This is a genomic window from Geothrix sp., assembly GCF_049292215.1.
Lineage (GTDB): Bacteria > Acidobacteriota > Holophagae > Holophagales > Holophagaceae > Geothrix.
In genome coordinates this window covers 1-21,986 of sequence record NZ_JBATQW010000025.1, presented here as the reverse complement: position 1 = coordinate 21,986, position 21,986 = coordinate 1, and the positions used below count along the sequence as shown (strand labels likewise).

The following is a 21,986-nucleotide window of genomic DNA, read 5'->3' as shown; positions in this document are numbered from 1 at the left end:
GGCTGGTCCTCGTGGTTCAGAAAGTCGGCGGCCCCGCCGGTGGGTGCGGGGCCGTCGTCGAAGTGGTCTCGATCGGGTGGCCCCTAGTCGATCAGCCGAAGCACGATGCCCAGCCCGACGGGTCGAATCAGGGAAAGGTTCCCCGTCGTGGTGGATGCGACGGGCAGCGGGGTGCTGGCGGGAAATTGGATCATCAGGAGTTCCTGGGTCAGGTCAGAGCTTCGATCGGTGGCCTTCAGGGGATCCACAGAAGGAATAGGCGGAATCCACCAGCCGGGGCGAGTTGGTCCGGGGGGGCCGGATGGCCTCGCGGATGCGGGCGCCCATGAAGCGGGTGCCGTGGATGTATTTCGCCCCGCCCCGGAGGTCGCCCGTGCCATGCCCCGCCTTCACCACGCGGTGAACGGCCTGTTCCAGGGCGATGGCCTCGTCCTGGAGGCCCATGGCGTGACGGAGCAGCATCGCTGCCGAGAGGATGGTGCCGATGGGGTTGGCCACGTCCTGGCCGGCGATGTCCGGTGCTGAGCCATGGATCGGTTCGAAGAGGCCCACGGATCCGCCCAGGCTCGCCGAGGGGAGCATGCCCAGGGAGCCGGCCAGCACGGCCGCCTCATCACTGAGAATGTCGCCGAACAGGTTCTCCGTGAGCACCACGTCGAAGTCCCGGGGGCGGGTGATCAGGGCCATGGCGAAACTGTCCACGTAGTGGTGCGAGACCTTCACATCGGGGTAGCTGGGGGCCAGGTCGTTGACCACCTGGCGCCAGAGGCGGGAGGTCTCCAGCACATTGGCCTTGTCCACCGACACCAGATTCCGGCGCCGGGAACCGGCCAGCTCGAAGGCCACCTTGGCCACGCGCTCGATCTCGGCGCGGGTGTAGGGCAGGGTGTTGACGGCGGCATCGGCGGAATAGGACCGGGGCTCGCCGAAGTAGAGCCCGCCGCTCAGCTCGCGCACGAACATCAGGTCCGTCCCGCGCACGACCTCGGGCTTCAGGGGGGAGGCGTTCTCCAGGGCTGGGTGGACGGTCACGGGCCGGAGGTTTGCGAAGAGGCCAAGGCCCTTCCGGAGCCGCAGCAGGCCCGACTCCGGCCGCTGGTCGCGGGCGTGGCCATCCCACGCGGGCCCGCCGACCGCGCCGAGCATGACGGCATCCGCGGTCCGGCAGAGCTCCAGGGTCGCATCCGGCAGGGGATCGCCGGTGGCGTCGACGGCGGCCCCGCCGATGAGCGCCTCCTGGAAGGTGAACTGGTGGCCGAAGCGCTCAGCGACGCTGGCGAGGCAGGCCACCGCCTCGGCCGTGACCTCCGGGCCCACCCCGTCACCGGGAAGAACGGTGATGGAAGCTTTCATGGTCACACCCCCCAGCCGTAGGCATCGGCCCCATCGAGCGGGTCCGGCGCCAGGAGCCCCGCGGCCAGCACCGCCTCGGCGGCGCGTTCCGGGCTATCGGGCTGGGGTGCAGGCCTGGGGTCCGTCATGCATCACCTCGTTGCAGCTTCCGCCGGCGCGGACGCTCGGCGGGCGAAGAGCACTTTGTTGGTGGCGTTCAGGTAGGCCCGGGCACTGGCCTCGACGATGTCGGTGCTGGCACCCTTGCCGCCGTGGGCCACACCGTCGAACTCCACTTGGACGAAGACCTCGCCCACCGCATCGGCGCCGCCGGTGATTGCATGGAGACGGAAATCCAGCAGCCTCCCCTTGAGCCCCGTGAGCTTGTCCACCGCCGCGAGCACCGCGTTGACGGGACCATCGCCCATCGCTGTCTCGGTGGCTTCCCCTGATTCGGTGGCCAGGGTCACCAGCGCAGTGGCGAACATCGAGGTACCTGCCGTGGCCTGGACAGCCCGCAGCTTGAAGGTTTCGGGGATGTGGGTGAGGCCATCACGGACGATGGCCAGCAGGTCTTCGTCGAAGATCTCCTTCTTCTGGTCGCTGAGCTTGGTGAACAGCTTGTAGGCCTTGTCCAGCTCGGTGCGGCCGAGCGGATAGCCCAGTTCCTCGAAACGCTTGGCCAGCGCGTGCCGGCCGGAGTGCTTGCCCAGCACCAGGTGGGTCTGGCGCACGCCCACCGATTCGGGCGTCATGATCTCGTAGGTGGACCGGTGGCTCAGCATGCCGTGCTGGTGGATGCCGCTCTCGTGGGCGAAGGCGTTGCGGCCCACGATGGCCTTGTTGGGCTGGACCTCGTTGCCCGTGATGTTGGCCAGGGTCTGGCTGGTGCGGTAGATGGCCTCCTGGTTCACGCCAGTGGTGAAGGGCATGGCATCCCGCCGCACGGACAGGGCCATGACCACTTCCTCCAGCGCCGCGTTCCCGGCCCGCTCGCCGATGCCGTTCACGGTGCATTCCACCTGCCGGGCACCGGCCGAGATGGCAGCGAGGGAGTTGGCAACCGCCAGCCCCAGGTCGTTGTGGCAGTGGACGCTGATGGTGACGCCGTCGATGCCGGGGACTTTGGCCTTCAGGTGGGCAATGAGGCGGCCGTACTCGTCGGGCACCGTGTAGCCCACGGTATCGGGCACGTTGAGCACGGTGGCCCCGGCCTCGATGGCCACGGAGAACACCTGCACCAGGTAGTCCCAGTCGCTGCGGGTGGCGTCCTCGGCCGAGAACTCCACATCGGGGCAGAGCGACTTGGCCAGGCCCACGCCCTCGCGGATCATGACCAGGGCTTCGGCCCGAGACTTCTGAAGCTTGTGGGCGAGGTGGATGTCCGAAGTGGCCAGGAATGTGTGAATGCGGGGACGGGCCGCTTCGCGGAGGGCCTCCCAGGCGCGCTCGATGTCTTTGGGGATGGCCCGACACAGGCCGGCGATGACCGGCTTCCGGCACTCCCGGGCGATGGCCTGCACGGCGGCGAAGTCGCCTTCCGAGGCCACGGGGAATCCCGCCTCGATGACATCCACCCCCAGGGCCTCCAGCTGGCGGGCCATCTGCAGCTTCTCGTCCAGGTTCATGCTGCAGCCGGGGGACTGCTCGCCGTCGCGAAGGGTGGTGTCGAAGATGGTGATCCGCTCGGTGCCCATGGGTCGAGATGCTCCTTCACCCGGCCGGAGCCGGAGGGATCACCCAAAGATGGCGCGTCCCACGCTATAAATGTATTTAATTTTTTTTATGATTCCATAAGTTATTCTTTGAATTCTACACTTCTGGCAGGAGCGGTCATGGACCTCGGGCAGCTGGAAACCTTCCTGGTGGTGGCGCGGGAGAAGAGCTTCTCGCGGGCCGCGGAGCGCCTGTACCGGACTCAGCCCGCGGTGAGCCTGGCCCTCAAGCGCCTCGAGGAGGAGTTGGGCGAGACCCTGCTGGACCGCACCACCAAGGGCGGCACCCTCACGGACGCCGGCGCCACCCTGCTGCCCCTGGCCCAGCGAATGCTCGACTTGCGCAAGCAGATCCTCGACACCTTCGGCTCCCTCAAGGGGCTCCAGCAGGGGCGGCTGAACATCGGCGCCAACGAGAGCGTGTCGGAGTTCCTGCTGCCAGGCGTCCTGCTGGCCTACCAGCAGGCCCATCCGGCCATCCGCATTCAGGCCTACCGCCAGAGCTCCGAGCGCATCCCCGCCGAGGTGCTTGAGCGGCGACTGGACGTGGGCTTCGTCTCCTACGACCCCATGCATCCCGAACTCCAGAGCGAGGTCATCCTCCGGGACCACATGGTGCTGGTGGTGCCCCCGGGCCATAAGCTGGCCCGTAAGAAGGAGGTCAGCCTGGAGGTCCTGGGCCGCGAGACCTTCGTGGCCCACAACGCCATCACACCCACCCGCAACGCCATCATCGACCTCTTCGCCCGCCTCGGGACGCCGCTGCGCATCACTATGGAACTGGGCTCGCTGGCCACGATCCAGGACTTTGTAGCCCTTGGCGCGGGACTGGCCATCCTGCCGAGGATGACGGTGCTGGAGGGCATCCGGCAGGGCCGCCTGGTGGAGGTGGCCGTCAAGGAACTCCAGGTGGAGAAGCTCATCCGCATCGTCACCCGGCGGGAGGAGGCCCTGTCCCACGCGGCCAAGGCCTTCCTGCAGCTGATCCGGGCCACCGATTTCACCCGTACGGCTCCGCAAGCCAGGAGGAAGCAGCCATGAGTCCCCGCACCCTCTACGACAAGATCTGGGACGAGCACCTGGTGGCCGTGCGCCCGGACGGTACCAGCCTTTTGTACATCGACCGCCACCTGGTCCACGAGGTCACCAGCCCCCAGGCTTTCGAAGGCCTGCGGGAGGCCGGGCGGCCCCTGCGGCGGCCCAACGCCATCCTCTCCGTGGCCGACCACAACGTGCCCACCCTCGACCGCGAGAAGGGCATCGCGGACGAGACCTGCCGACTTCAGGTGGAGGCGCTGGAAGCCAACGTGAAGGCCTACGGCGTGCCCTACCTGCCCCTGCTCGACGACCGCCAGGGCATCGTCCACGTGGTGGGCCCGGAACAGGGCTTCACCCTGCCCGGCACCACCATCGTCTGCGGCGACAGCCACACCAGCACTCACGGCGCCTTCGGCGCCCTGGCCTTCGGCATCGGCACCAGCGAGGTGGAGCACGTGATGGCCACCCAGACCCTGCCGCAGCGCAAATCGAAGAATCTGCGCGTCCGCTTCGAGGGCGCCCTGCCCCCGGGACTCGGTGCCAAGGACCTGGCCCTCGCCCTCATCGGGAAGATCGGCACCGCCGGCGGCACCGGTCACGTCATGGAGTTCACGGGTGCTGCGGTCCGCGCCCTGTCCATGGAAGGCCGCATGACCCTCTGCAACATGAGCATCGAAGGCGGCGCGCGCTCGGGCCTGGTGGCGCCCGATGAAACCACCTTCGCCTACCTCAAGGGCCGCACCATGGCCCCCCAGGGGGCTCTCTGGGACCAGGCCCTCGCCCACTGGCGCACCCTGGTGTCGGATGAGGGCGCGGCCTTCGACACCGATGTGCTCCTCGACATCTCGGCCCTGGCCCCCCAGGTGACCTGGGGCACCAGCCCTCAGTGGGTGACGGACATCGCCGGGCGCGTGCCCGATCCCAGCCAGGCCGCCACGGAAGACGACCGGCAGGCCATCCTCCGGGCCCTCGACTACATGGACCTGAAGCCCGGCACGCCCATCGCGGACATCGCCCTGCAGGCGGTGTTCATCGGCTCCTGCACCAATGGCCGCATCGAGGATCTGCGCGAAGCAGCCGCCGTAGCCCGGGGCCGCAAGGTCGCCGCCGGCATCCGCGCCCTCGTGGTGCCGGGTTCGGGGCTCGTGAAGCGCCAGGCCGAGGCGGAGGGACTGGACCGCATCTTCCTGGAGGCGGGCTTCGAGTGGCGCCAGCCCGGCTGCAGCATGTGCCTGGGCATGAACGACGACCGCCTGGACGAGGGCGTCCGCTGCGCCAGCACCAGCAACCGCAACTTCGAAGGCCGCCAGGGCCGTGGCAGCCGCACCCACCTGGTGAGCCCCGGCATGGCCGCCGCCGCCGCCGTGACGGGCCACTTCACCGATGTCCGCCGCCTGATGGGAGCCTGAGATGGAACCGTTCATCACCCTGACCGGCATCGCCGCGCCCCTGCTGCGGGCCAACATCGACACCGACCTCATCATCCCGAAGCAGTTCCTGAAGACCCTGGTGCGCTCGGGGCTGGGGCGATACCTCTTCCAGGAGCTCCGCTACGATTCGGCCGGGGAGGAACGCGCCGAATTCATCCTCAACCAGGGCCGCTTCCGCCAGGCCTCCATCCTGCTCGCCGGACCGAACTTCGGCTGCGGCTCCAGCCGCGAGCACGCGCCCTGGGCCCTGAAGGATTTCGGCATCAGGGCCATCCTCGCGCCCAGCTTCGCCGACATCTTCTACACCAACTGTTTCGCCAACGTCCTGCTGCCCGTGCAGCTGCCCATGGAGGCCATCGAGGCCCTCGCGGTGGTGGCGGAGCCGCTCACCGTGGACCTCCCGGCGCAGCAGGTGCGCGGCGGCGGCCTCACTTTCGCCTTCGACCTCGAGCCCGCCCGCAAGGCCGTGCTGCTGGAGGGCCTCGACGAGATCAAGCGCACCGAGGCGAACCTGGCCGACATCGCCAAGTACGAGGCCCGCCGCCGGTCGGAGGCGCCCTGGCTGGAGATCCGCACCTCCTGATCGCCGAGCCGCGCGCTACCCTGGGCTTACAGCCCCGGGATCACTGCCATGAAATCGATGACCGCCTTTGCCGAGATCGTCCGCCCCCTGGAGGCCGGCCAGCTGCGGCTCACGCTGCGGAGCGTCAATTCGAAGGCCCTGGATCTCAGCCTCCGCCTGCCCCCGGCGCTCTTCCCCCTGGAGGCTGCCATCCGCACCCAGGTGCGTGGCGTGGCCCAGCGCGGCAAGCTCGACCTCACCATCGAGGTGCAGGACGAGCCCTCCCTGGAGCCCCGCATGAACCGCGCCCTGCTCCGGGCCGTGGCCAAGGGCTGGCAGGAGGACGCGGAGTGGCTGCACCTCCCGCCCCTCACGGCCGAGGCCTTCTTCCGCCTGCCGGGCGCCTTTCAGGCACCGGCCTCGGACCTGGGTGAGCGCCTGGAGGCCCCCGTTCGGGAGGCCGTGACGGCCCTGCTGGTGGCCTGGAATGCCGGGCGGACCAAGGAAGCGGAGCGCCTCCGCCCCTTCTTCGAAGAGGGCCTGGCTCGCCTGCAGGCCCTGCGCGAAAAGCTCAAGGCCGAAGCCGAGACGCAGGCGGCAGAGCTGCCTGCCCTCTACCGCCAGCGCATCGAGCAGATCCTGGAGGACGCCCGCCTGGCCGGCCAGCTCCCGGCCGAGCGGCTGCTGGCCGAGGCCGGCGTCCTGGCCGAGCGGCAGGATGTGCGGGAGGAGCTCACCCGCCTGGCGGCCCACCTCGACGACTTCGCCGAGCGCCTAGGCCAGGGCCGCCTGGAAGGCAAGGCCATCGATGTCTGGTGCCAGGAGGTGCTGCGGGAGCTCAACACCACGGGCAGCAAGTGCAAACGCATCGACATGACCCGAGCTGTCATGGAGGCCAAGGGCGTGCTCGACCAGCTCCGGGAGCAGTCCGCGAATCTCGAATAGTCAGCCCAACTGCGCCGACCAGAGTCGTCCGGTCCGGAATTAACCTCGGGTAAGCCCCTACCGATCAAGGGAAGACCATCCGTCGAGGATGCCAACGGACCAGGCCCCACAGGCCCGGAAGGCTTTTCCAGTCGTCCGGCGGGCCAGGCCGTTCTCCTCGGCAATAGGAGGGCGACCATGGCCTTGAACCTGCGGAACCTGAAGCTGATGACCCGGCTCTCCCTCACGGTGGCCGCGGCCTTCCTCGTCATGCTTGCCATCGTCTGGCAGTCCATCACAACCATGCACCGGCAGCTTTACGAGGACCGCCAGCTCAAGACCCGGCACCTCGTGGAGACGGCCCATGGCGTCCTCGCCGGCTTCCAGGATCTGCAGCGAACCAGCGCCTTGAGTGAAGAGGAGGCGAAGCGGCAGGCCATCCTGGCGGTCAAGCGGCTCCGCTACGAGGAGAAGGAGTATTTCTGGATCCAGGATCTGGGAAGACCGGTCCCGCGCATGGTCATGCACGCCACCGTGCCGGCCCTCGATGGCAAGGTGCTGGACGAGGCGCGCTTCAACAAGGCCACCTCCATGAGCGAAGGGCTCCACGGCAAGCCTGTGGTCCTCGACAACCGGAACCTCTTCGTGGCCTTCAACGACGTAGTCGAGCGGGCGGGCCACGGCTTCGTCGAATACCAGTGGCCGAAACCCATCGCCGGGGGCGGGACCACCAAGGAACTCTTCATGAAGCTGTCCTACGTGAAGAAGTTCGAGCCCTGGGGCTGGGTGATCGGCTCCGGCATCTACATCGACGACGTGGATGCCCTCTTCCGCCAGCACGCCAAGCGCACGGGAGGCCTGGCCATCTTCGGGACCCTGGGCCTCCTGGCTATCTCCCTGTTCGTGCGGCGCAGCATCTTCAGGGACTTTGGCTGCGAACCCCAGGTGGCGGAAGGGTACACCTCCCGCATCGCCCAGGGCGACCTGACTGGGGAGATCCAGCTCAGAGCCGGCGACGAGAGCAGCATCCTCTTCGTGCTGAGCCGCATGCAGGGCAACCTGCGCGAGATGCTCGGCGGCGTGTCCCAGAATGCCTTCAAGATCCAGCGGAACCTCGAGAGCCTATCCTCCCAGTCCAACGAGATCAACCTGGCCACCCAGCTCCAGGCGGGCGTGATCGAACAGACCCGATCTGCGATCACGGAGGTTTCCGCCACGGTGGTGGTCGTGAATCAGCTGGCCCAGGAGACCGTGGACCGCTCCCAGGGCGTGGTGAACCAGGCCCAGGAAGGCGCCAAGGTCGCGGGCGAGGTCACCGACGGGATCCGGGCCATTTCGGATACCATCGCGGCCTCCTCGGCTCAGGTCACGCGGCTGGTCGAGCGGACCCGCGAGATCGAATCCATGGCCACCGTCATCAAGGACATCGCCGATCAGACCAACCTCCTTGCCCTCAACGCGGCCATCGAGGCGGCCCATGCCGGGCACCTCGGCAAGGGCTTCGCCGTGGTCGCGGAAGAGGTCAGGAAGCTCTCCGAGCGCACGGGCCGCGCCACCGGCGAGATCAGCCAGACGCTTCAGGCCATCCAGGCCGATACCGAGAAACTCGTCCGGGGCATGGAAACCGCCACGCCCCTGATCGAGTCCGGCGTGCTGCGGGCGGGGGACGCCGCCGACGCCCTCCGCGCCATCGAACGGGAGGCCGAGGCAACCCTTGGGAAGATGGGCGACCTGGCCCAGGCGACGGGAACCCAGTCACGGCGCATCGAGGAGATCGTGGGCAATGTCCGGGACGTGATGGCGGCCTCGTCGAAGACCGAATCCGTGATCGACCACTCGTTGGCCACGGCCTCCGAGCTGGGCGTCGCCGCCAACGACCTGTTCGGAATGGTCAAGCGCTTCCAGATCGGGGACCTGCATGCGTCCGACGGTCCATCCGGCCCCGCCGGATCAGCCGTCAGGCCCCTCATGGAATGGTCCCCAGCCCTGCAGGTCGGGCACCCCGAGATCGACCGGCAGCACCAGAAGCTCATCGACATCGCCAACCGGCTCAACGCAGCCATGCAGGCGGGCCAGGGGCGGGCCGTCTCCGGGGAGATCCTCCAGGAGCTGGTGGACTACACCGTGTCCCACTTCGGCTTCGAGGAGGGCCTCATGCATACCCACGGCTACTCCGACCGGGACGCCCACCTGGAGGAGCACCGCAAGCTCATTCAGAGCGTCACGGCCTTCAAACAGCAGTTCGACGCAGGCCAGGCATCCGTCTCCATCGAGCTCATGGGCTTCATCCGCGACTGGCTGGTGAACCACATCCTGAAAGTGGACAAGGCCCTGGCCCGGGAGCTTGGCTCGCGCGGGTTGGTCTGACCCCTCCCGGCCGGCTCACATCCCCAGGGGGTCGTAGGGCAGGTCCATGGACCCCTTCCACGCCCCGAAGAGCCGGGTGCGGGTCCAGTCCTCCTGATCCGGCCGCAGGCGGCGCAGGCGCCGGGACAGGAACCACACGCTGCCATCCTTCATGCGCAACTCGTCGTAGGGCGCCAGCCGCACCCTGGCCATGTCCTCCGGCGCCACCTGGCCCGGGAACACGGCCCAGGCCCAGCGGGCCGAGGCGAGCCCATCGGCCCAGGCCCGACTTTCGAGCAGAGCAGGGTCGGTCCGCACTTCAACGGCCGCGAAGCCTGCCTTGCCCGAAGTGAAGCCATCGAAGCGTGTCAGCACGCCGCCCTGTCGAAGGAAGGGGCCACTGCCTGCCACCGGCCACTGGGACAGCAGGCCGGGCATGCCCTGTGGGCGCACCTTAAATCGAAGGTCCAGAGTCATGGCGTCCACCACTTGGCATTCACCCCCGAGGGGCAGGACCCTTGGGCCCAAGGACGCGGCGAGTTGGGCGGCATTGAGTTGCGATCCGTCTTGCAGGCGCCAATTCTGGACCACGGTGAGGCGCCAGCGTCGGCCATGGCGGGAGGCCTCCAGAGCCGTTACTAGCTGGCCAGAGAAGACACCTCCGGGCTGCTCCTCGAGAACGGTCAGGGCCGCCTGCCGCGTGAGAAAGGCCTCGGTCCTCTTCCCGGGAAGCATTAGGGCTTCGATCCGGGCCTGGTCTTCTCCAAACTCGGGCCTCCCCGGCACAAAGAGCATGAGCCGCTCCGCCAGGGGCACCGACACCAGCCCCTCCTGGTAGAAAAGGTAGCCTCCGATTCCGAGGGCCGTGGTCAGGAGGACGGCAAGGGCGAGGAGGCTCTTCTTCATGGTCAGGCTCCGCGAAGGACCGGCGCCAGCGGCTCGATGCGGCTCAGAGCCTCTTCGATGTCGGCCATGGCCAGGTCGCGGTGGGGGATGAACCGGACGGCCGGTCCCACCGGCAGGGCGCGGACGCCCACGGCTTCCAGCGCCGCCAGGGCCGCCGCCGCATCGGGCACGGGCACCAGCAGGATGTTGGTCTCGGGCACGGGGGCGGCAATGCCGAACTCGCGCAGGCCCTCCGCCAGGCGGTGGGTCTTGGCGTGGTCCTCCGCGATCCGGGGCAGGTAGTCCAGGGCCACCAGGCCCGCAGCACCTACCACGCCGCCCTGACGCACGCCGCCCCCCAGCATCTTGCGCAGGCGCCGGGCCTCGGCGAGGTGGGCCTTCGAGCCACCCAGCAGGGAGCCCATGGGCGCGCCGAGCCCCTTGCTGAGGCAGACCTGCACGGTGTCCACCCCTTCGATCAGGGCTGAGGGGGCGATCCCCAGGGCCACCGCAGCATGCCAGAGCCGCGCGCCGTCCAGGTGCACGGCCAGCTTCGCGGCCTTCGCCGCAGCCACCAGGGCGCGGTGCTCGGCCAGGGGCGTGACCGTGCCCCCAGCGAAGTTGTGGGTGTTCTCCAGGCACAGCAGCGTGGTGCGCAGCGTGTAGTAGGGTCCGGGCGAGCCGGCCGCCCGGGTCACCTGGGCGGGGGTGGGACGCCCAAGGCCGCCCTCCCAGGCCAAGGCCTCAGGCATGCCCCCCGCCAGCCAGGCGCCCGTGCCCAGCTCCGAGCCCAGCACGTGGGCCTGGGCGGGGGCCAGGAAGCGGTCGCCCCGCTTCAGATGCAGCATCAACGCGATGAGGTTGCCCATGCAGCCGGAAGGCACCCAGAGGGCCGCCTCCATGCCCAGCAGCTCCGCCACGCGTTCCTCGAGCCGGGCCAGGGTGGGATCGCGCTCCAGCACGTCGTCGCCCACCTCGGCCGAGGCCATGGCCGCGCGCATCTCGGCAGAAGGCTGGGTGACGGTATCGGAGCGGAGGTCGATGGAGCGCATGGGGAGATTCAAGCACGCATGGCACACTGATGCCTCATCGGAGATTGAATGAACCTGCTGCACGCCATCCTCCTGGGCCTGGTCCAGGGCTTGACGGAATTCCTGCCAGTCTCCTCCACGGCTCACCTCACGCTCACGGAGCACCTGATGTTCGGGGGCCGTCCCATGCCCCTGGCCTTCGACGTGCTGCTGCACGTGGGCACCCTGGGGGCCTTGATGGTCTACTTCCGGCGGGAACTGGTCCAGGTGGTCATGGGCTGCTTCGGCATGGACAAGGAGGGCCGGAGGCTCGCGCTCTGGCTGTTCCTGGCCATGATCCCCACGGCCGTCTTCGGCCTGGCCACCCGGGGCGTGAAGGAGGCGGCCAAGGAGCACCTGTGGGTCTACGGCATCGGCCTGCTCGTGACGGCCGCGCTGCTCTTCCTGGCCAACCGCCTCAGCGGCGAGCGGGTGAACCAGAGCGAGCAGGATCTGGCCGGCCGGGACCTCCAGGATCTGCGGGCCATGGACGCCCTTGCCGTGGGCGCCATCCAGGGCATCGGCGGCGGCTTCGGGCTGTCGCGCTCGGGCTCCACCATCTCCGTGGGAGTGTTCCGCGGCCTGAAGCTGCCGGCCTCGGCCCGGTTCAGCTTCCTCCTCGGGATGCCCACCATCGCCGCCGCCGCCGTGGTCGAGCTGCGCGGACTCCTGAAGCCGCTCCTGAAGCACCAGCCCCTGCCGGCGGAGCTGGCCTTTCCGGCGGGCTCCCTCTCACCGGTCCTGCTCTGCGCCACTGGGGTAGTTGCGGCCGCTGTCTCTGGCTACCTCGCCATTGGCCTGCTCGACCGGTTCACCCGCAAGCCCCGGCTCAACGGCTTCGCCATCTACTGCGTCGCCATGGGCCTGGTGATGATCATGCTCGGGACGTCGGGGGTTCTCGGCCACCGCTGAAGCCTTTAGGGGTCCCGTTCACCGGTCTCCCGGCCCCGTTCACCGATGGATCGATCGCCCTCGGAGGGCGCCTCCTAGACTGGGGCCTTCCACCCGGAGGTCCTGGTGATCCAACTGAACGAGGTCCACAAATCCTTCACCGTGAAGGACCGCAAGACGCGGACGGCCAAGCGCATCGATGCTGTGCGAGGCATTTCCCTGACCGTGAAGCCGGGCGAGATCTATGGGCTGCTTGGCCCCAACGGCGCCGGGAAATCCACGACACTGCGGATGATCGCCGGACTCATGGATCCGGACGTCGGAACCATCGACGTCTGCGGGTTCGACACGCGGCAGAAGCCGGAAGCCGTGCGGGGATGCCTGGGCTACCTGAGCACGGACATGGGGGTCTACACCCGCTTCACGCCCCGCGAGCTCCTACGGCTCTTCGGGGAGTTCCAGGACGTGGACCCGGGCACCGCCGAGCGCCGGGGCCTGCACCTGCTGGAAAAGCTGCAGCTGGCGGACTTCGCCGACGTGAAGATGGAGGGCTTCTCCTCGGGACAGAAACAGAAGGTGAGCATCGCCCGGGCCCTGTTGCACGACCCAAAGGTGGTGATCTTCGATGAGCCCACCACGGGCCTGGACGTGCTCACCGCCAAGACGGTGCTCGACCTGCTCCGCATCATGCGCGAGGAGGGCCGCACCGTCATCGTCTCGACCCACGTCATGCCCATGGTCGAGGACATCTGCGACCGCGTGGGCATCATCTTCGACGGCAAGCTCCATGGCGACGCCCCGCCCCGGGACATCCTGCAAGCCAGACATGCCAGGACCCTGGATGAAGTCTTCTTCCAACTCGCGGCTGAATCCGAGGGAGGCAACTGATGCGCGGCGCCCTGCTCATCGCCAAGAAGGAATTTCTCGAACTGTCGAAGGACCGCAAGACGATGTTCTTCGCCTTCGTCCTGCCCTTCCTGCTCTACCCGGCCATCTTCGGCATGATGGCCAAGATGGGGAAGCGGGACGAGGCCCAGAACCGCAACAAGGCCAGCCGCGTCTACGTCGCCGATGCTTCCGGCGTGCTGAGTGGCGTCCTGGCCGACCCGAAGCTGTTCGAGCGCGTGGCCAAACCCGAGGGTGACCTCAAGCAGGCCATCCGGGACCAGAAGCTGGAGATGGCCCTGGAGGCGGATGCCAGCGCCGCCGAGGCGCTCCAGAAGCACCAGACGTTCACGCTCGCGGTCACCATGGACGAGAGCGAGCGGGCTTCTGAACTGGCGCTCAAGCGGCTGAAGGAAGCCCTCAAGGGCCAGGAGAAGAGCTGGGTGCAGGGACGGCTCCAGGTGCTTGGCGCCTCCTCCCAACTGGCCGAGCCGGTGAAGCTGCAGGTCAAGAACGCCGCTGACGTCGCCCTGGAAGTCGGCAAAGCCATGGGCAAGTTCCTGCCCTACCTGCTGATGATCATGATGTACACGGGCGCCATGCAGCATGGCATCTACGCCACGGCCGGGGAGAAGGAGCGCCAGACCCTGCTCAGCCTCATGGCCACCCGCCTGCCGCGCAACCAGATCATCCTCGGGAAGCTGCTCTACATCTTCTGCATGGGCGTCATCGCCGCCCTGCTGAACCTCCTGAGCATGGGCATCTCCATCGGCTTCATGGGCGGCGGCTCCGCCGCCTCCATGCAGGCCATGTCCGCCATCGCCAATCCCGTGACCCTCGGCCTCACCTTCCTGATCATGGTGCCCCTGGGCCTCTTCTTCTCGAACTTCATCCTGCTCATGGGCATCCAGGCCAAGAACACCATCGAGGCTGGCAGCGCCATCACCCCCGGCATCTTCCTGGTGGTGTTCCTGGGGGTCTTCACCATGGCCCCGGGCGTGGACAAGATGGCCTTCCTCTCCTATGTGCCCGTGGTGAACGTCTGCATCGCCCTGCGCAAGATGTTCAGCCAGCAGCCGAACTGGATGGAATATGCCATCGCCTTCACCATGACCGTGGGCCTGGCGGGGCTCATGACCCTGGTCTCGACCCGGGTCCTGAACCAGGAAAAGGCCCTGTTCAAGATGTGATCCCAGGCCTTATCGCCATGCGGACCCGGATTTGCCGGAGAAACCCTGTCACTCTATAGTTTCTCCAACGCATCCCGAGGATCCCGCATGGCAACCAAGGCCAAGACTGAACCCGCATCCAAGTCCCCATCCGCACCTTCCCATCCAGCCCCCTCGCCCCTGGCCGTGGCCTTCTCCAAGGCCGTGAAGCTTGTGGACGCGGGCAAGTTCCCCGAGGCCGCCAAGGCCCTGCAAATCCTCCGGGATGACGCCCAGGCGGCTGGCGAGTGGTCCATGAAGCGCCGCGCCCAGGTCTATCTGTCCCTGACCGACGCCAAGATCCATCCTCCCAAGGCCGTCGCCGCCGATCCCGTCACCGAGATCCAGGCCTGCCTCAACCGCCACGACACGGAGGAGGCCCTCAAGCTCAGCGAGAAGGCCATCAAGGGCCACCCCGCCAAGGGGGCCCTCCACTACCTGCGCGCCGTCGCCTTCGCCCAGGACGAGAACACCGAGGCCGCCGCGGAGAGCCTGAAGAAGGCTGTGGACCTTGATGGAGACTTCGTCTTCCAGTGGCACATGGAGCCTGACTTCAACCCCATCCGGAAGTCCCCCCTCTTCGCCTTCACGGAAGGCCGCTGAATCGGGATCCCCTCGCCATGGCCGGCCCACTGAGCCTCGATGCCGACAAGCCCCTGCGGGTGGTGGCGTTGGGTGGTGGCACGGGCTTGGCCGCCCTGCTCCGCGCCCTCAAGCGGGAGGCGGGACGGAGCCGCGATCCCTGGAAGCTGACGGGCATCGTCACCGTCTCCGACAACGGGGGCTCCTCAGGCCGCCTGCGGGACGAGCTCGGCGGCATCCCTCCCGGCGACCTCCGCAACTGCCTGGCGGCCCTCACCCTGGAGGACTCCGCTCTCTCGGACCTCCTGAACTACCGCTTCCGCGGTGAAGGCAGCCTCGCCGGCCACAGCCTCGGCAACCTGATGCTGTGGGCCCTCGCGGACCTCACGGGCGACTGGGTGCGGGCCATCCGCCAGCTGTCGGGCGTGCTCGTCACTCTGGGGCGCCTGTTCCCCTCCACGGTAGTGCCCGTCACCCTCTGCGCCGAGGACATGGCCGGGCGCGCGTACGTGGGCGAGACGGCCGTGGGCTCCTGCCAGCCCCCCCTCGCCCGGCTCTGGCTGGAACCCCGGGAGGCCGAGCCGCTTCCCGAGGCAGTCCTGGCCCTGCTCCGGTCGGACCTGGTCCTCCTCTCGCCAGGAAGCCTCTACACCTCGACCATCTCGAACCTCCTGATCCAGGAGCTCCAGGAGGCCGTGGAGTCCTCCCGTTCTCCCGTGATCTACGTCGCGAACCTCATGACCGAACCGGGCGAGACCGCCGGGCTGGACCTCGAGACCCACGTGGCCGCCATCTCGGCCTTCGGGCGGACCCGGATCTCGGCCATCATCGCCAACGCGGCCCCCCTACAACCCGACATGCTGGCGAGATACCAGGTCGAAGGCGGGGAACCACTTATGACCGAGTCTGACGAGATCCTGGGCATCCCGGTCTACCGGTTCCCCCTCCTGGACCCTGAGGCCCCAATGGCCCGGCATCATCCCGACCTGCTGAACCGGGCCATCCGGGAAGTGCTGTCCCGACTTTGAGCGCCTATCGAAACCCGGGTGCCTGCCGATAGGAAGATCAAGCGCCCTGGCGAGGCCTTGTAATTTTTGACGAACTTTGGTTTTCTGACAACGAATGGAGTAGGCTTGACTGCGTGGGAGGCGGCAAGTGGCGCTGAGCGGTGATCTGGCGACCATGGGCCTGGAGGACATCTTCCAGTGGCTGGCCGTGGGCAAGAAGACCGGCGTCCTGGAGCTGAAGGGCCCACTGCACACCAAGCGCGTGGCCTTCCATGAGGGCCGCATCACCAGCATCTGGTCCTCCGATCCCCGGGAGTACCTGGGCCAGTATCTGCTCGCCTTCAACCGCATCACCGAAGAACAACTCCGCGATGCCCTGGCTACCCAGGAGGACGAGCAGCAGCTGCTGGGCAGGATCCTCATCAACCGCCAGCTGGTCACTGAGGCGGAGATCCGTCGCATCGTGCAGCTGAAGGTGGAGGAGAGCATCTTCGACACCTTCCTCTGGAACATCGGCAGCTTCGAGTTCCACGACGGGGCCGCCTCGCACCAGAAGTCCATGCTGCTCAGCCTGGACGTCACGGGCATCGTGCTGGAGGGCGCCCGGCGCCTGGATGACTGGAAGCGCATCAGGAGGGTCATCAAGGGCGGCGACGCCGTCCTATCCGCCATCTCCGAGGCCATTGCCGAGCGGCTGCCCCTGGCCCCGGAGGATGCGGACATCCTGGCCAGGTTGGACGGTACCAAGCGGGTTGACCAGCTCGTGATCGACATGCGGATGCCCGAGTACAAGATCAACAAGCTCCTCTTCGACCTTCACGAGAAGGGCTTGGTCCGCATCGTGAATGCCGGCGGCAATCTCGGGGAGAACCCGAGCCTGCAGCTCCAGCGGGCCCGCGCCCTCGTGGAGAAGCAGAAGCTCCAGGAGGCCCAGGAGGAGCTCCGGCGCATCCTCAAGGATCAGCCCCGCCACCTCGATGCGAACAAGATGATGGCCGTGGTCCAGGACCTCCTCGAGGAGAAGAAGCTGGACCAGGACCTGGTGCCGGAGCTGGCCGTCAGCCTGGACGAGTTGATGACCACCAACCTGGGGCCCAACGAGGCCTTCCTCGCCAGCCGGGTGAACGGGCTCTGGACCATCCGGGACATCCTCTCCATCGCCCCATTCGAACCGAACGAGTGCCTCGGCATCTTCTCCAAGCTCCTGAAGCGTGGGATTCTCAAGACCACGAAACCCGCCCAGGGAGGCGACCAGCTGGGCTTCCAGCGCTAGGACCTCCCGCTCCGGAGGAACGATGCGCATCGCCCTGTCCCTGCTGCTGATCGCCCTGCCCCTTGCGGCCGCCAAGAAGCCCACGGCCGCCCAGCTGCAGGCGCAAGTGAAGCGGCTCACCGAGGAGCGGGACGACCTCAAGCAGCGCCTGGCCGCCACAGAGGACCTGCAGAAGGACATCGGCAGCGCCCGGAAGGCCCGGGACCTGGCCAAGGCCGAGGCGGAATCGGCCCGCAAGGAGACTGAGCAGCTCCGGGCCACCCTGCGGGAGAACCAGGGCGGCAGCGATGCCCTCCTCAAGGACCTCCAGGATGCGAAACAGGCCACCGTCGAAGCCAGGACCGAGGCCGCCCGCCTGAAGGCCGAGAACGAGGCGCTCCAGCTGAAGACCGCCGCCGTGCCGGGAGAGGGCGACCTGGTGCAGCTCGCCGCGGACATCCAGCCTGCCCGGGCCATCAACCTCAACCGCGCGACGCCCCGGCTGAAGGCCCCGAGCCTCTTCGCAGGCCGCCCAAAAGGGGTGGTGGTCGTCCACGTGCTCATCAGCGAGAAAGGAGATGTCCTCGCCGCCCGGCTCATCCAGGGGCTCCCCGGCGACTCTGCCGAGGCCAGGGAGGCAGGCGAGGCCTGCGTCGAGGCAGCCAAGCACCTGGTCTTCGATCCCGCCAGTTCCAAGGACGGCAAGACGAAGTTCAAGGTCTGGCAGGGCGTGGGCTTCTACTTGGACTGACTTGATTCCCCCCAGGGGCTTGGATCGCCGATGCCCCACTGGGCCCCGTACCATACCTTTTCGAGGCACAGCCCTTCCGGGGGGGCGGTGATTCCCGCACGGGTGCGGTCCTTCGCCGCCAGCACGCCGGCCAGGGAGTCCGCGACGCGTCGGCCCCGTCCCACCTCCACGAGCGTCCCGGCCAGGATCCGCACTTGGTGCATAAGGAAGCTGGTGCCCTCGAAGACCAGATCCAACCCACCGTCTCCCGGTTCGATGCGGATGTCGTGGATGGTGCGGACGGGCGTCTTGGCGACGCAGTCCACGCAGCGGAAGCTCGTAAAATCGTGGGTGCCGATCAGGGGCCGCAGAGCCTCCGCCATGGCGTCCAGGGCAAGCGGGCTCGACTGGTGGACGTGCCACCGGAAGGCGGCCTGCAGCGGGTCTGCAGCCGGCCGGAGATCCAGCCGGTAGACATAGCGCTTGGCCACCGCGTGCTGCCGGGGGAAGAAGCCCTCCGGCGCAGGCTGGACCGCCATGACCCGGATGTCGGGCGGGAGGTGGGCATTCAGGGCCATGAGCAGACGGTAGGGTTCCCAGTCGCGGTTCGCCTGCAGCAGGACACCCTGCCCCCGGGCATGCACGCCGGCATCCGTCCGCCCGGTGCCCTGGGGCATGGGCGCCCCCGGGTCGAAGGCCCGGAGGGCCTTCCAGAGATCCCCCTGGCCACTCCGCAGCGCAGACTGGATCTGCCAGCCGTGGAAGGCCGTCCCGGCATAGGCCACGGTGAGGAAGAAGGGATGGGACATCGCTCCATCATAGGCCCGGCCGGGGCTGGCGTGCCCTAGGGAGCGGCAGCACCCGTTCTACGGGCATCTCTCCGATCCATGGCACTTACACCCAAGCATTTTCGGCCATTCAGCTGTTCCATGAACCTACAGATCCTGTACCGGTGCCACTCTCCATGTTTTACAGAAAGAATTCCCTTGACCATGCTGCATCTGCGGCGTAGCTTGTGTGCAGTTTATGAAATATAGGTTTCATGGGCCTCTCGCAGCCACTGATGCTCGAAAATCCAGCAAATACGGTCGTTCCCAATGTGGGGCGATTCCGTTTTTCTAACCCGGGGACACAGTTCCCCAATTTCGGAGGTTCTCATGAACAAAGCTGAACTGGTCAGCGCCGTTGCCACCAAGGCCGGCATCACCAAGGCCCAGGCCGCTGCCGCCCTGGATCAGGTTCTCGGTGGAATCGGCTCCGCCCTGCGTTCCGGCGACAAGGTCACCCTCGTCGGCTTCGGTACCTTCTCAGTCGCCAGCCGCGGTGCCCGCACCGGCCGCAACCCTCGGGACAACAAGCCCATCAAGATCGCTGCCAAGAAGGTCGCCAAGTTCAAGCCCGGCAAGAAGCTGGCTGATGAAGTCAACGGCAAGGGCGGCAAGAAGCGCAAGTAGCTATTAGTCGTCCGGATTCCTTCCGGATTCCAGGATTGATGGGGCCTGTCTCGACAGGCCCTATTTCTTGTCAACTCTCCTTTTTCATGGGTTAGCAACAGCATTTTCAAGAAAACAGGAGAATTCGGCTGTCACAGCCTCTCCACCTCCTTTACCCCGGAAAAACCCCATTCCGTTGGTGATCGGATGGCCGGGCTCCTGGCGTCACGCAATTCAGGCTCTTCCGGATGGCATCCGATGAAGGGGCATCCGATGAGGTCCCCATGTCCGACGATGCTGCCGGCCCCAAGAAGAGCCCCCTGAAGCTCATCATCATCATCGTCGCGGCCCTGGCCGTCCTTGGCGGGGGTGGCTTCGGCACCATGTGGTTCCTGAAGAAGCGTGCCGCTGCCAAGGCCGCTGCCGCCGAAAAGGCCAAGGCTGAAGCCACGGCCGGCGAGGCCGCCCAGGGTGGCGAGGCCGCCCACGGGGCCGAGGAGTCCGAAGACTGCGGGGACACAGGCGAGAAGAAGGAGGGCGGTGGTCATGCCGCGGGTGAAGCCTCCCCGGTCATGGTGCTGACCCGCACCGTGAACCTGATGGGCCCGCGGAGGAACGCGTTCCTCCGCTGCGAACTCAACATCCTGTTCTGCGACACCGAGCTGGGCAAGCTGGTGGCCGGGGACAAGCCCTCACCAGAAAAGAGCCTCATCCAGTCCATCGTGCTCGGCACCCTGTCGGGCAAGAGCGTGGAGGAGGCCTCCGATGCGGAGTCGCGGGAGGCCCTGGCCAAGGAGATGAAGGACAAGCTGAACGAACAGTTCAAGCCCCATCCCCCCAAGCCCGGTGAGAAAGAGGACCCGAAGCACAAGAAGCCCAAGCGGCCGATCAAGAGCGTGCTTATCGTGGACTGGGCCATCCAGCAGTGACCGGTCATCTGGCACGGCCGTTGCGGTGACGGTGGCCTGGGTCCATGCTTTGACAGGACTTTGGGGAGGCACATGGCCAAGCGTGGAGAGCGGATCGAGGGCGATCGCGTGCTCAGTTTCGAGCAGGTGGTGGCCGAGGTCATGCCCTTCATCGACACGCCGCTCCGGCTGGAGATCCAGCTGGGCCAAGCCCGCATGACCATCCGCGACCTGCTGGACCTGGAGTCCGGCTCCCTGGTGGAGCTCAAGAAGAGCGCTGGCGAACCCATGGATGTGCTCTGCAAGGATCGCGTGATCATCCGGGGCGAGGTGACCGTCCTCGAGGACAGCCTCGGCCTGCGGGTCACCGAGATCGTGGATTCCGACCGCAGGGTCTGAGCTGGAACCTATGGCATCCTGGGAGTTCCCATGGATGTCACCCGCCCCAGCGTCGCCCCGCTCGCCCTCTGTCTGGGCGGGGTGGATCCGTCCGGGGGCGCCGGCCTGTTCCGGGACGCCCTGACCCTGTCCGAGCTGGGCTGTCAGCCCATGGCGGTGAGCCTGGCGGAGACCCTCCAGAACGGTTTGGGCTGTAGCCGCATCGAGCCCCCTTCCATGGATCCCGTGGCTCGCCTTGAGACCCTGGCGCCCCACCTGGCCGGCCGCTGGGGCGTGAAGCTGAGCCTCTGCGCCCTCGAGGCGACGGGGTTCCGGCGCCTCTGCGCCACCCTGCGGCACCTGGCCCCCCCCTTGCGCCTCTGGGACCCCATCCTGGCCCCCAGCGCCGGCGTGGGCCTCCACGACGGCGGGGATCTCCGCCGGATGGCAGCGGATCTGCTCCCCATGGGCGGGTGGGTGGTGAGCCCCAACCGGGGTGAGGCCGCCGCTTTTGCGGGCCTGCCTCCGGAGGCGATCCGGTCCGCCAGCATCGAGGTTCTGGTGACTCCCTGGCTGGAGGCGGGTGCCGCGGCCGTCTGGCTCAAGGGCGGCCATGCCCCGGGCGACCAGGTCCAGGATGCTTGGGCCACCCTGGATGGCATCCAGCTGCTGGAAGCCGCCCCGAGGCTGCCCGGCGAGCGCCGGGGCACCGGCTGCCTCCTCTCGGCCAGTTGGCTGGGCCTGCGATTGCAGGGCCAAGAGGACCTGAGCGCCGCACTGGAATCCGCCCGGCGGCTCCGGAACCGATGGGACCGCGCCTTCACCCCGGGCGCCGTCGGCCGTGCCATGTTCCTGCCGCTGGCGCTCCCCCTGGAGGTCCTGTGACAGGGACCGAAGGACGCGGCTTCATCCTGCGCTCCGCGCCCGATGGCCCCTGGGCCGGCTGGGCTGGCTCCCGGTTCCTGGAGGAGGGCCTGGCCTCCGTGCATGCGGCCCCGGGGCGGGCCCTGGCCCGCCTCATGAACCTGGTCGCCCTGCTCCCGGGCGGCTTTGGCCTGATCTGGGACCACCCGCCCGCCTGGATGCAGGCGCTTCCCTCCGAATCGCGCCAGGGCTGGTGGGAGGCCATCACCGCCATTCCCCAGCTGAGCCTCCACCTGGGACCCGACGCGGCCCAGCAGCTGCCCGGCGGCGCCTTCCGGGGCTGGCTGCACACTCCGGTGATGCCGGAGGGTCCTCTTGGGGAGCACTGGCGCCAGGGCGTGGTCGGTTGGGTCCCCCGAGAGGGGGTCCCCTGGCGGCTGCCCGAGTTCGGCGTGACCGCCCCCGGTGACGAGGTGCCTCCCGGGTGGCTCTGGGGCGAGGTGACCCTCGTCCTGGGGGCCCTGCCCTCCCTCGCGTCGGGGGGGG

General features: G+C 67.7%; 22 protein-coding genes and 1 pseudogene. 17 read left to right on the top strand and 6 right to left on the bottom strand.

The features are described from left to right. Positions 1 to 213 precede the first annotated feature (213 nt). From leuB to WAS25_RS04950, 3 genes are read right to left on the bottom strand one after another with little or no spacing between them, the layout of a single operon-like run. Entirely contained in the window at positions 214 to 1,353 is a 1,140-nt protein-coding gene (gene leuB, locus WAS25_RS04960) for a 3-isopropylmalate dehydrogenase (protein WP_422310407.1), read from the bottom strand. A 2-nt stretch (positions 1,354 to 1,355) separates the two neighbouring features. Then, the gene (locus WAS25_RS04955; RefSeq protein WP_422310406.1) at positions 1,356 to 1,481 is read right to left on the bottom strand and encodes a hypothetical protein; all 126 of its coding nucleotides are present in this window, start codon (positions 1,479 to 1,481) and stop codon (positions 1,356 to 1,358) included. Positions 1,482 to 1,484: 3 nt separating this feature from the next. Continuing rightward, positions 1,485 to 3,029: a 2-isopropylmalate synthase gene (locus tag WAS25_RS04950; protein WP_422310405.1), complete on the bottom strand. Its 1,545-nt coding sequence runs from the start codon at positions 3,027 to 3,029 to the stop codon at positions 1,485 to 1,487. Between the two features lie 138 nt (positions 3,030 to 3,167). Here WAS25_RS04950 and WAS25_RS04945 point away from each other — a divergent pair, with 138 nt between their 5' ends. The 5 genes from WAS25_RS04945 (at position 3,168) to WAS25_RS04925 (ending at position 9,368) form a co-directional block, all read left to right on the top strand. Continuing rightward, positions 3,168 to 4,088, top strand: coding sequence for a LysR family transcriptional regulator (locus tag WAS25_RS04945; protein WP_422310404.1), 921 nt, complete (start codon positions 3,168 to 3,170; stop codon positions 4,086 to 4,088). Beyond that, positions 4,085 to 5,494, top strand: a complete 1,410-nt coding sequence (gene leuC, locus WAS25_RS04940; RefSeq protein WP_422310403.1) for a 3-isopropylmalate dehydratase large subunit — start codon at positions 4,085 to 4,087, stop codon at positions 5,492 to 5,494. Before WAS25_RS04945 ends, leuC begins: the two co-directional genes overlap by 4 nt. 1 nt (position 5,495) lies before the next feature. Then, positions 5,496 to 6,098: a 3-isopropylmalate dehydratase small subunit gene (gene leuD, locus WAS25_RS04935; protein ID WP_422310402.1), complete on the top strand. Its 603-nt coding sequence runs from the start codon at positions 5,496 to 5,498 to the stop codon at positions 6,096 to 6,098. Between the two features lie 48 nt (positions 6,099 to 6,146). Then, entirely contained in the window at positions 6,147 to 7,022 is an 876-nt protein-coding gene (locus WAS25_RS04930) for a YicC family protein (RefSeq protein ID WP_422310401.1), read from the top strand. Between the two features lie 177 nt (positions 7,023 to 7,199). Continuing rightward, complete coding sequence (locus WAS25_RS04925) at positions 7,200 to 9,368, top strand: bacteriohemerythrin (protein ID WP_422310400.1); 2,169 nt, start codon at positions 7,200 to 7,202, stop codon at positions 9,366 to 9,368. A 15-nt stretch (positions 9,369 to 9,383) separates the two neighbouring features. Here WAS25_RS04925 and WAS25_RS04920 read toward each other — a convergent pair whose 3' ends face one another. Continuing rightward, positions 9,384 to 10,253, bottom strand: coding sequence for a hypothetical protein (locus WAS25_RS04920; RefSeq protein WP_422310399.1), 870 nt, complete (start codon positions 10,251 to 10,253; stop codon positions 9,384 to 9,386). Between the two features lie 2 nt (positions 10,254 to 10,255). After that, the gene (locus tag WAS25_RS04915; RefSeq protein WP_422310398.1) at positions 10,256 to 11,284 is read right to left on the bottom strand and encodes a GntG family PLP-dependent aldolase; all 1,029 of its coding nucleotides are present in this window, start codon (positions 11,282 to 11,284) and stop codon (positions 10,256 to 10,258) included. Between the two features lie 48 nt (positions 11,285 to 11,332). Here WAS25_RS04915 and WAS25_RS04910 point away from each other — a divergent pair, with 48 nt between their 5' ends. From WAS25_RS04910 to WAS25_RS04880, 7 genes are all read left to right on the top strand, one after another. Beyond that, complete coding sequence (locus WAS25_RS04910; RefSeq protein ID WP_422310397.1) at positions 11,333 to 12,214, top strand: undecaprenyl-diphosphate phosphatase; 882 nt, start codon at positions 11,333 to 11,335, stop codon at positions 12,212 to 12,214. A 105-nt stretch (positions 12,215 to 12,319) separates the two neighbouring features. Beyond that, positions 12,320 to 13,081 (top strand): ABC transporter ATP-binding protein, encoded by a 762-nt coding sequence (locus WAS25_RS04905; RefSeq protein ID WP_422310396.1) that lies wholly within the window; start codon positions 12,320 to 12,322, stop codon positions 13,079 to 13,081. Continuing rightward, positions 13,081 to 14,268, top strand: a complete 1,188-nt coding sequence (locus WAS25_RS04900) for an ABC transporter permease (RefSeq protein WP_422310395.1) — start codon at positions 13,081 to 13,083, stop codon at positions 14,266 to 14,268. The genes WAS25_RS04905 and WAS25_RS04900 overlap by 1 nt, the downstream gene beginning before the upstream one ends. An 87-nt stretch (positions 14,269 to 14,355) precedes the next feature. Beyond that, positions 14,356 to 14,889 carry a TPR end-of-group domain-containing protein gene (locus tag WAS25_RS04895; RefSeq protein ID WP_422310394.1) on the top strand — a complete coding sequence of 178 codons (534 nt, stop codon included), beginning with the start codon at positions 14,356 to 14,358 and terminating at the stop codon, positions 14,887 to 14,889. 17 nt (positions 14,890 to 14,906) lie between these two features. Continuing rightward, positions 14,907 to 15,896 (top strand): gluconeogenesis factor YvcK family protein, encoded by a 990-nt coding sequence (locus WAS25_RS04890; RefSeq protein ID WP_422310393.1) that lies wholly within the window; start codon positions 14,907 to 14,909, stop codon positions 15,894 to 15,896. 127 nt (positions 15,897 to 16,023) lie between these two features. Next, positions 16,024 to 17,148: a DUF4388 domain-containing protein gene (locus WAS25_RS04885; RefSeq protein ID WP_422310392.1), complete on the top strand. Its 1,125-nt coding sequence runs from the start codon at positions 16,024 to 16,026 to the stop codon at positions 17,146 to 17,148. Between the two features lie 22 nt (positions 17,149 to 17,170). After that, complete coding sequence (locus WAS25_RS04880; RefSeq protein WP_422310391.1) at positions 17,171 to 17,878, top strand: hypothetical protein; 708 nt, start codon at positions 17,171 to 17,173, stop codon at positions 17,876 to 17,878. On the opposite strand, the gene truA is transcribed toward WAS25_RS04880, so the two are convergent. Then, entirely contained in the window at positions 17,866 to 18,666 is an 801-nt protein-coding gene (gene truA / locus WAS25_RS04875; RefSeq protein WP_422310390.1) for a tRNA pseudouridine(38-40) synthase TruA, read from the bottom strand. The two genes, WAS25_RS04880 and truA, sit on opposite strands and share 13 nt — an antisense overlap. Before the next feature lie 288 nt (positions 18,667 to 18,954). Between truA and WAS25_RS04870 the strand changes: the two genes are divergently transcribed. The 5 genes and pseudogenes from WAS25_RS04870 to WAS25_RS04850 all read left to right on the top strand — a co-directional run. Further along, entirely contained in the window at positions 18,955 to 19,311 is a 357-nt protein-coding gene (locus WAS25_RS04870; protein ID WP_422310389.1) for an HU family DNA-binding protein, read from the top strand. A gap of 263 nt (positions 19,312 to 19,574) precedes the next feature. Beyond that, positions 19,575 to 20,219: a flagellar basal body-associated FliL family protein gene (locus WAS25_RS04865; RefSeq protein WP_422310388.1), complete on the top strand. Its 645-nt coding sequence runs from the start codon at positions 19,575 to 19,577 to the stop codon at positions 20,217 to 20,219. Positions 20,220 to 20,291: 72 nt separating this feature from the next. Beyond that, positions 20,292 to 20,597: a flagellar motor switch protein FliN gene (fliN, locus tag WAS25_RS04860; protein WP_422310387.1), complete on the top strand. Its 306-nt coding sequence runs from the start codon at positions 20,292 to 20,294 to the stop codon at positions 20,595 to 20,597. Between the two features lie 30 nt (positions 20,598 to 20,627). After that, complete coding sequence (locus WAS25_RS04855) at positions 20,628 to 21,461, top strand: bifunctional hydroxymethylpyrimidine kinase/phosphomethylpyrimidine kinase (protein ID WP_422310386.1); 834 nt, start codon at positions 20,628 to 20,630, stop codon at positions 21,459 to 21,461. After that, positions 21,458 to 21,986: pseudogene (locus WAS25_RS04850) on the top strand (hypothetical protein); the annotation flags it as partial. The gene WAS25_RS04855 and the pseudogene WAS25_RS04850, both read left to right, overlap by 4 nt.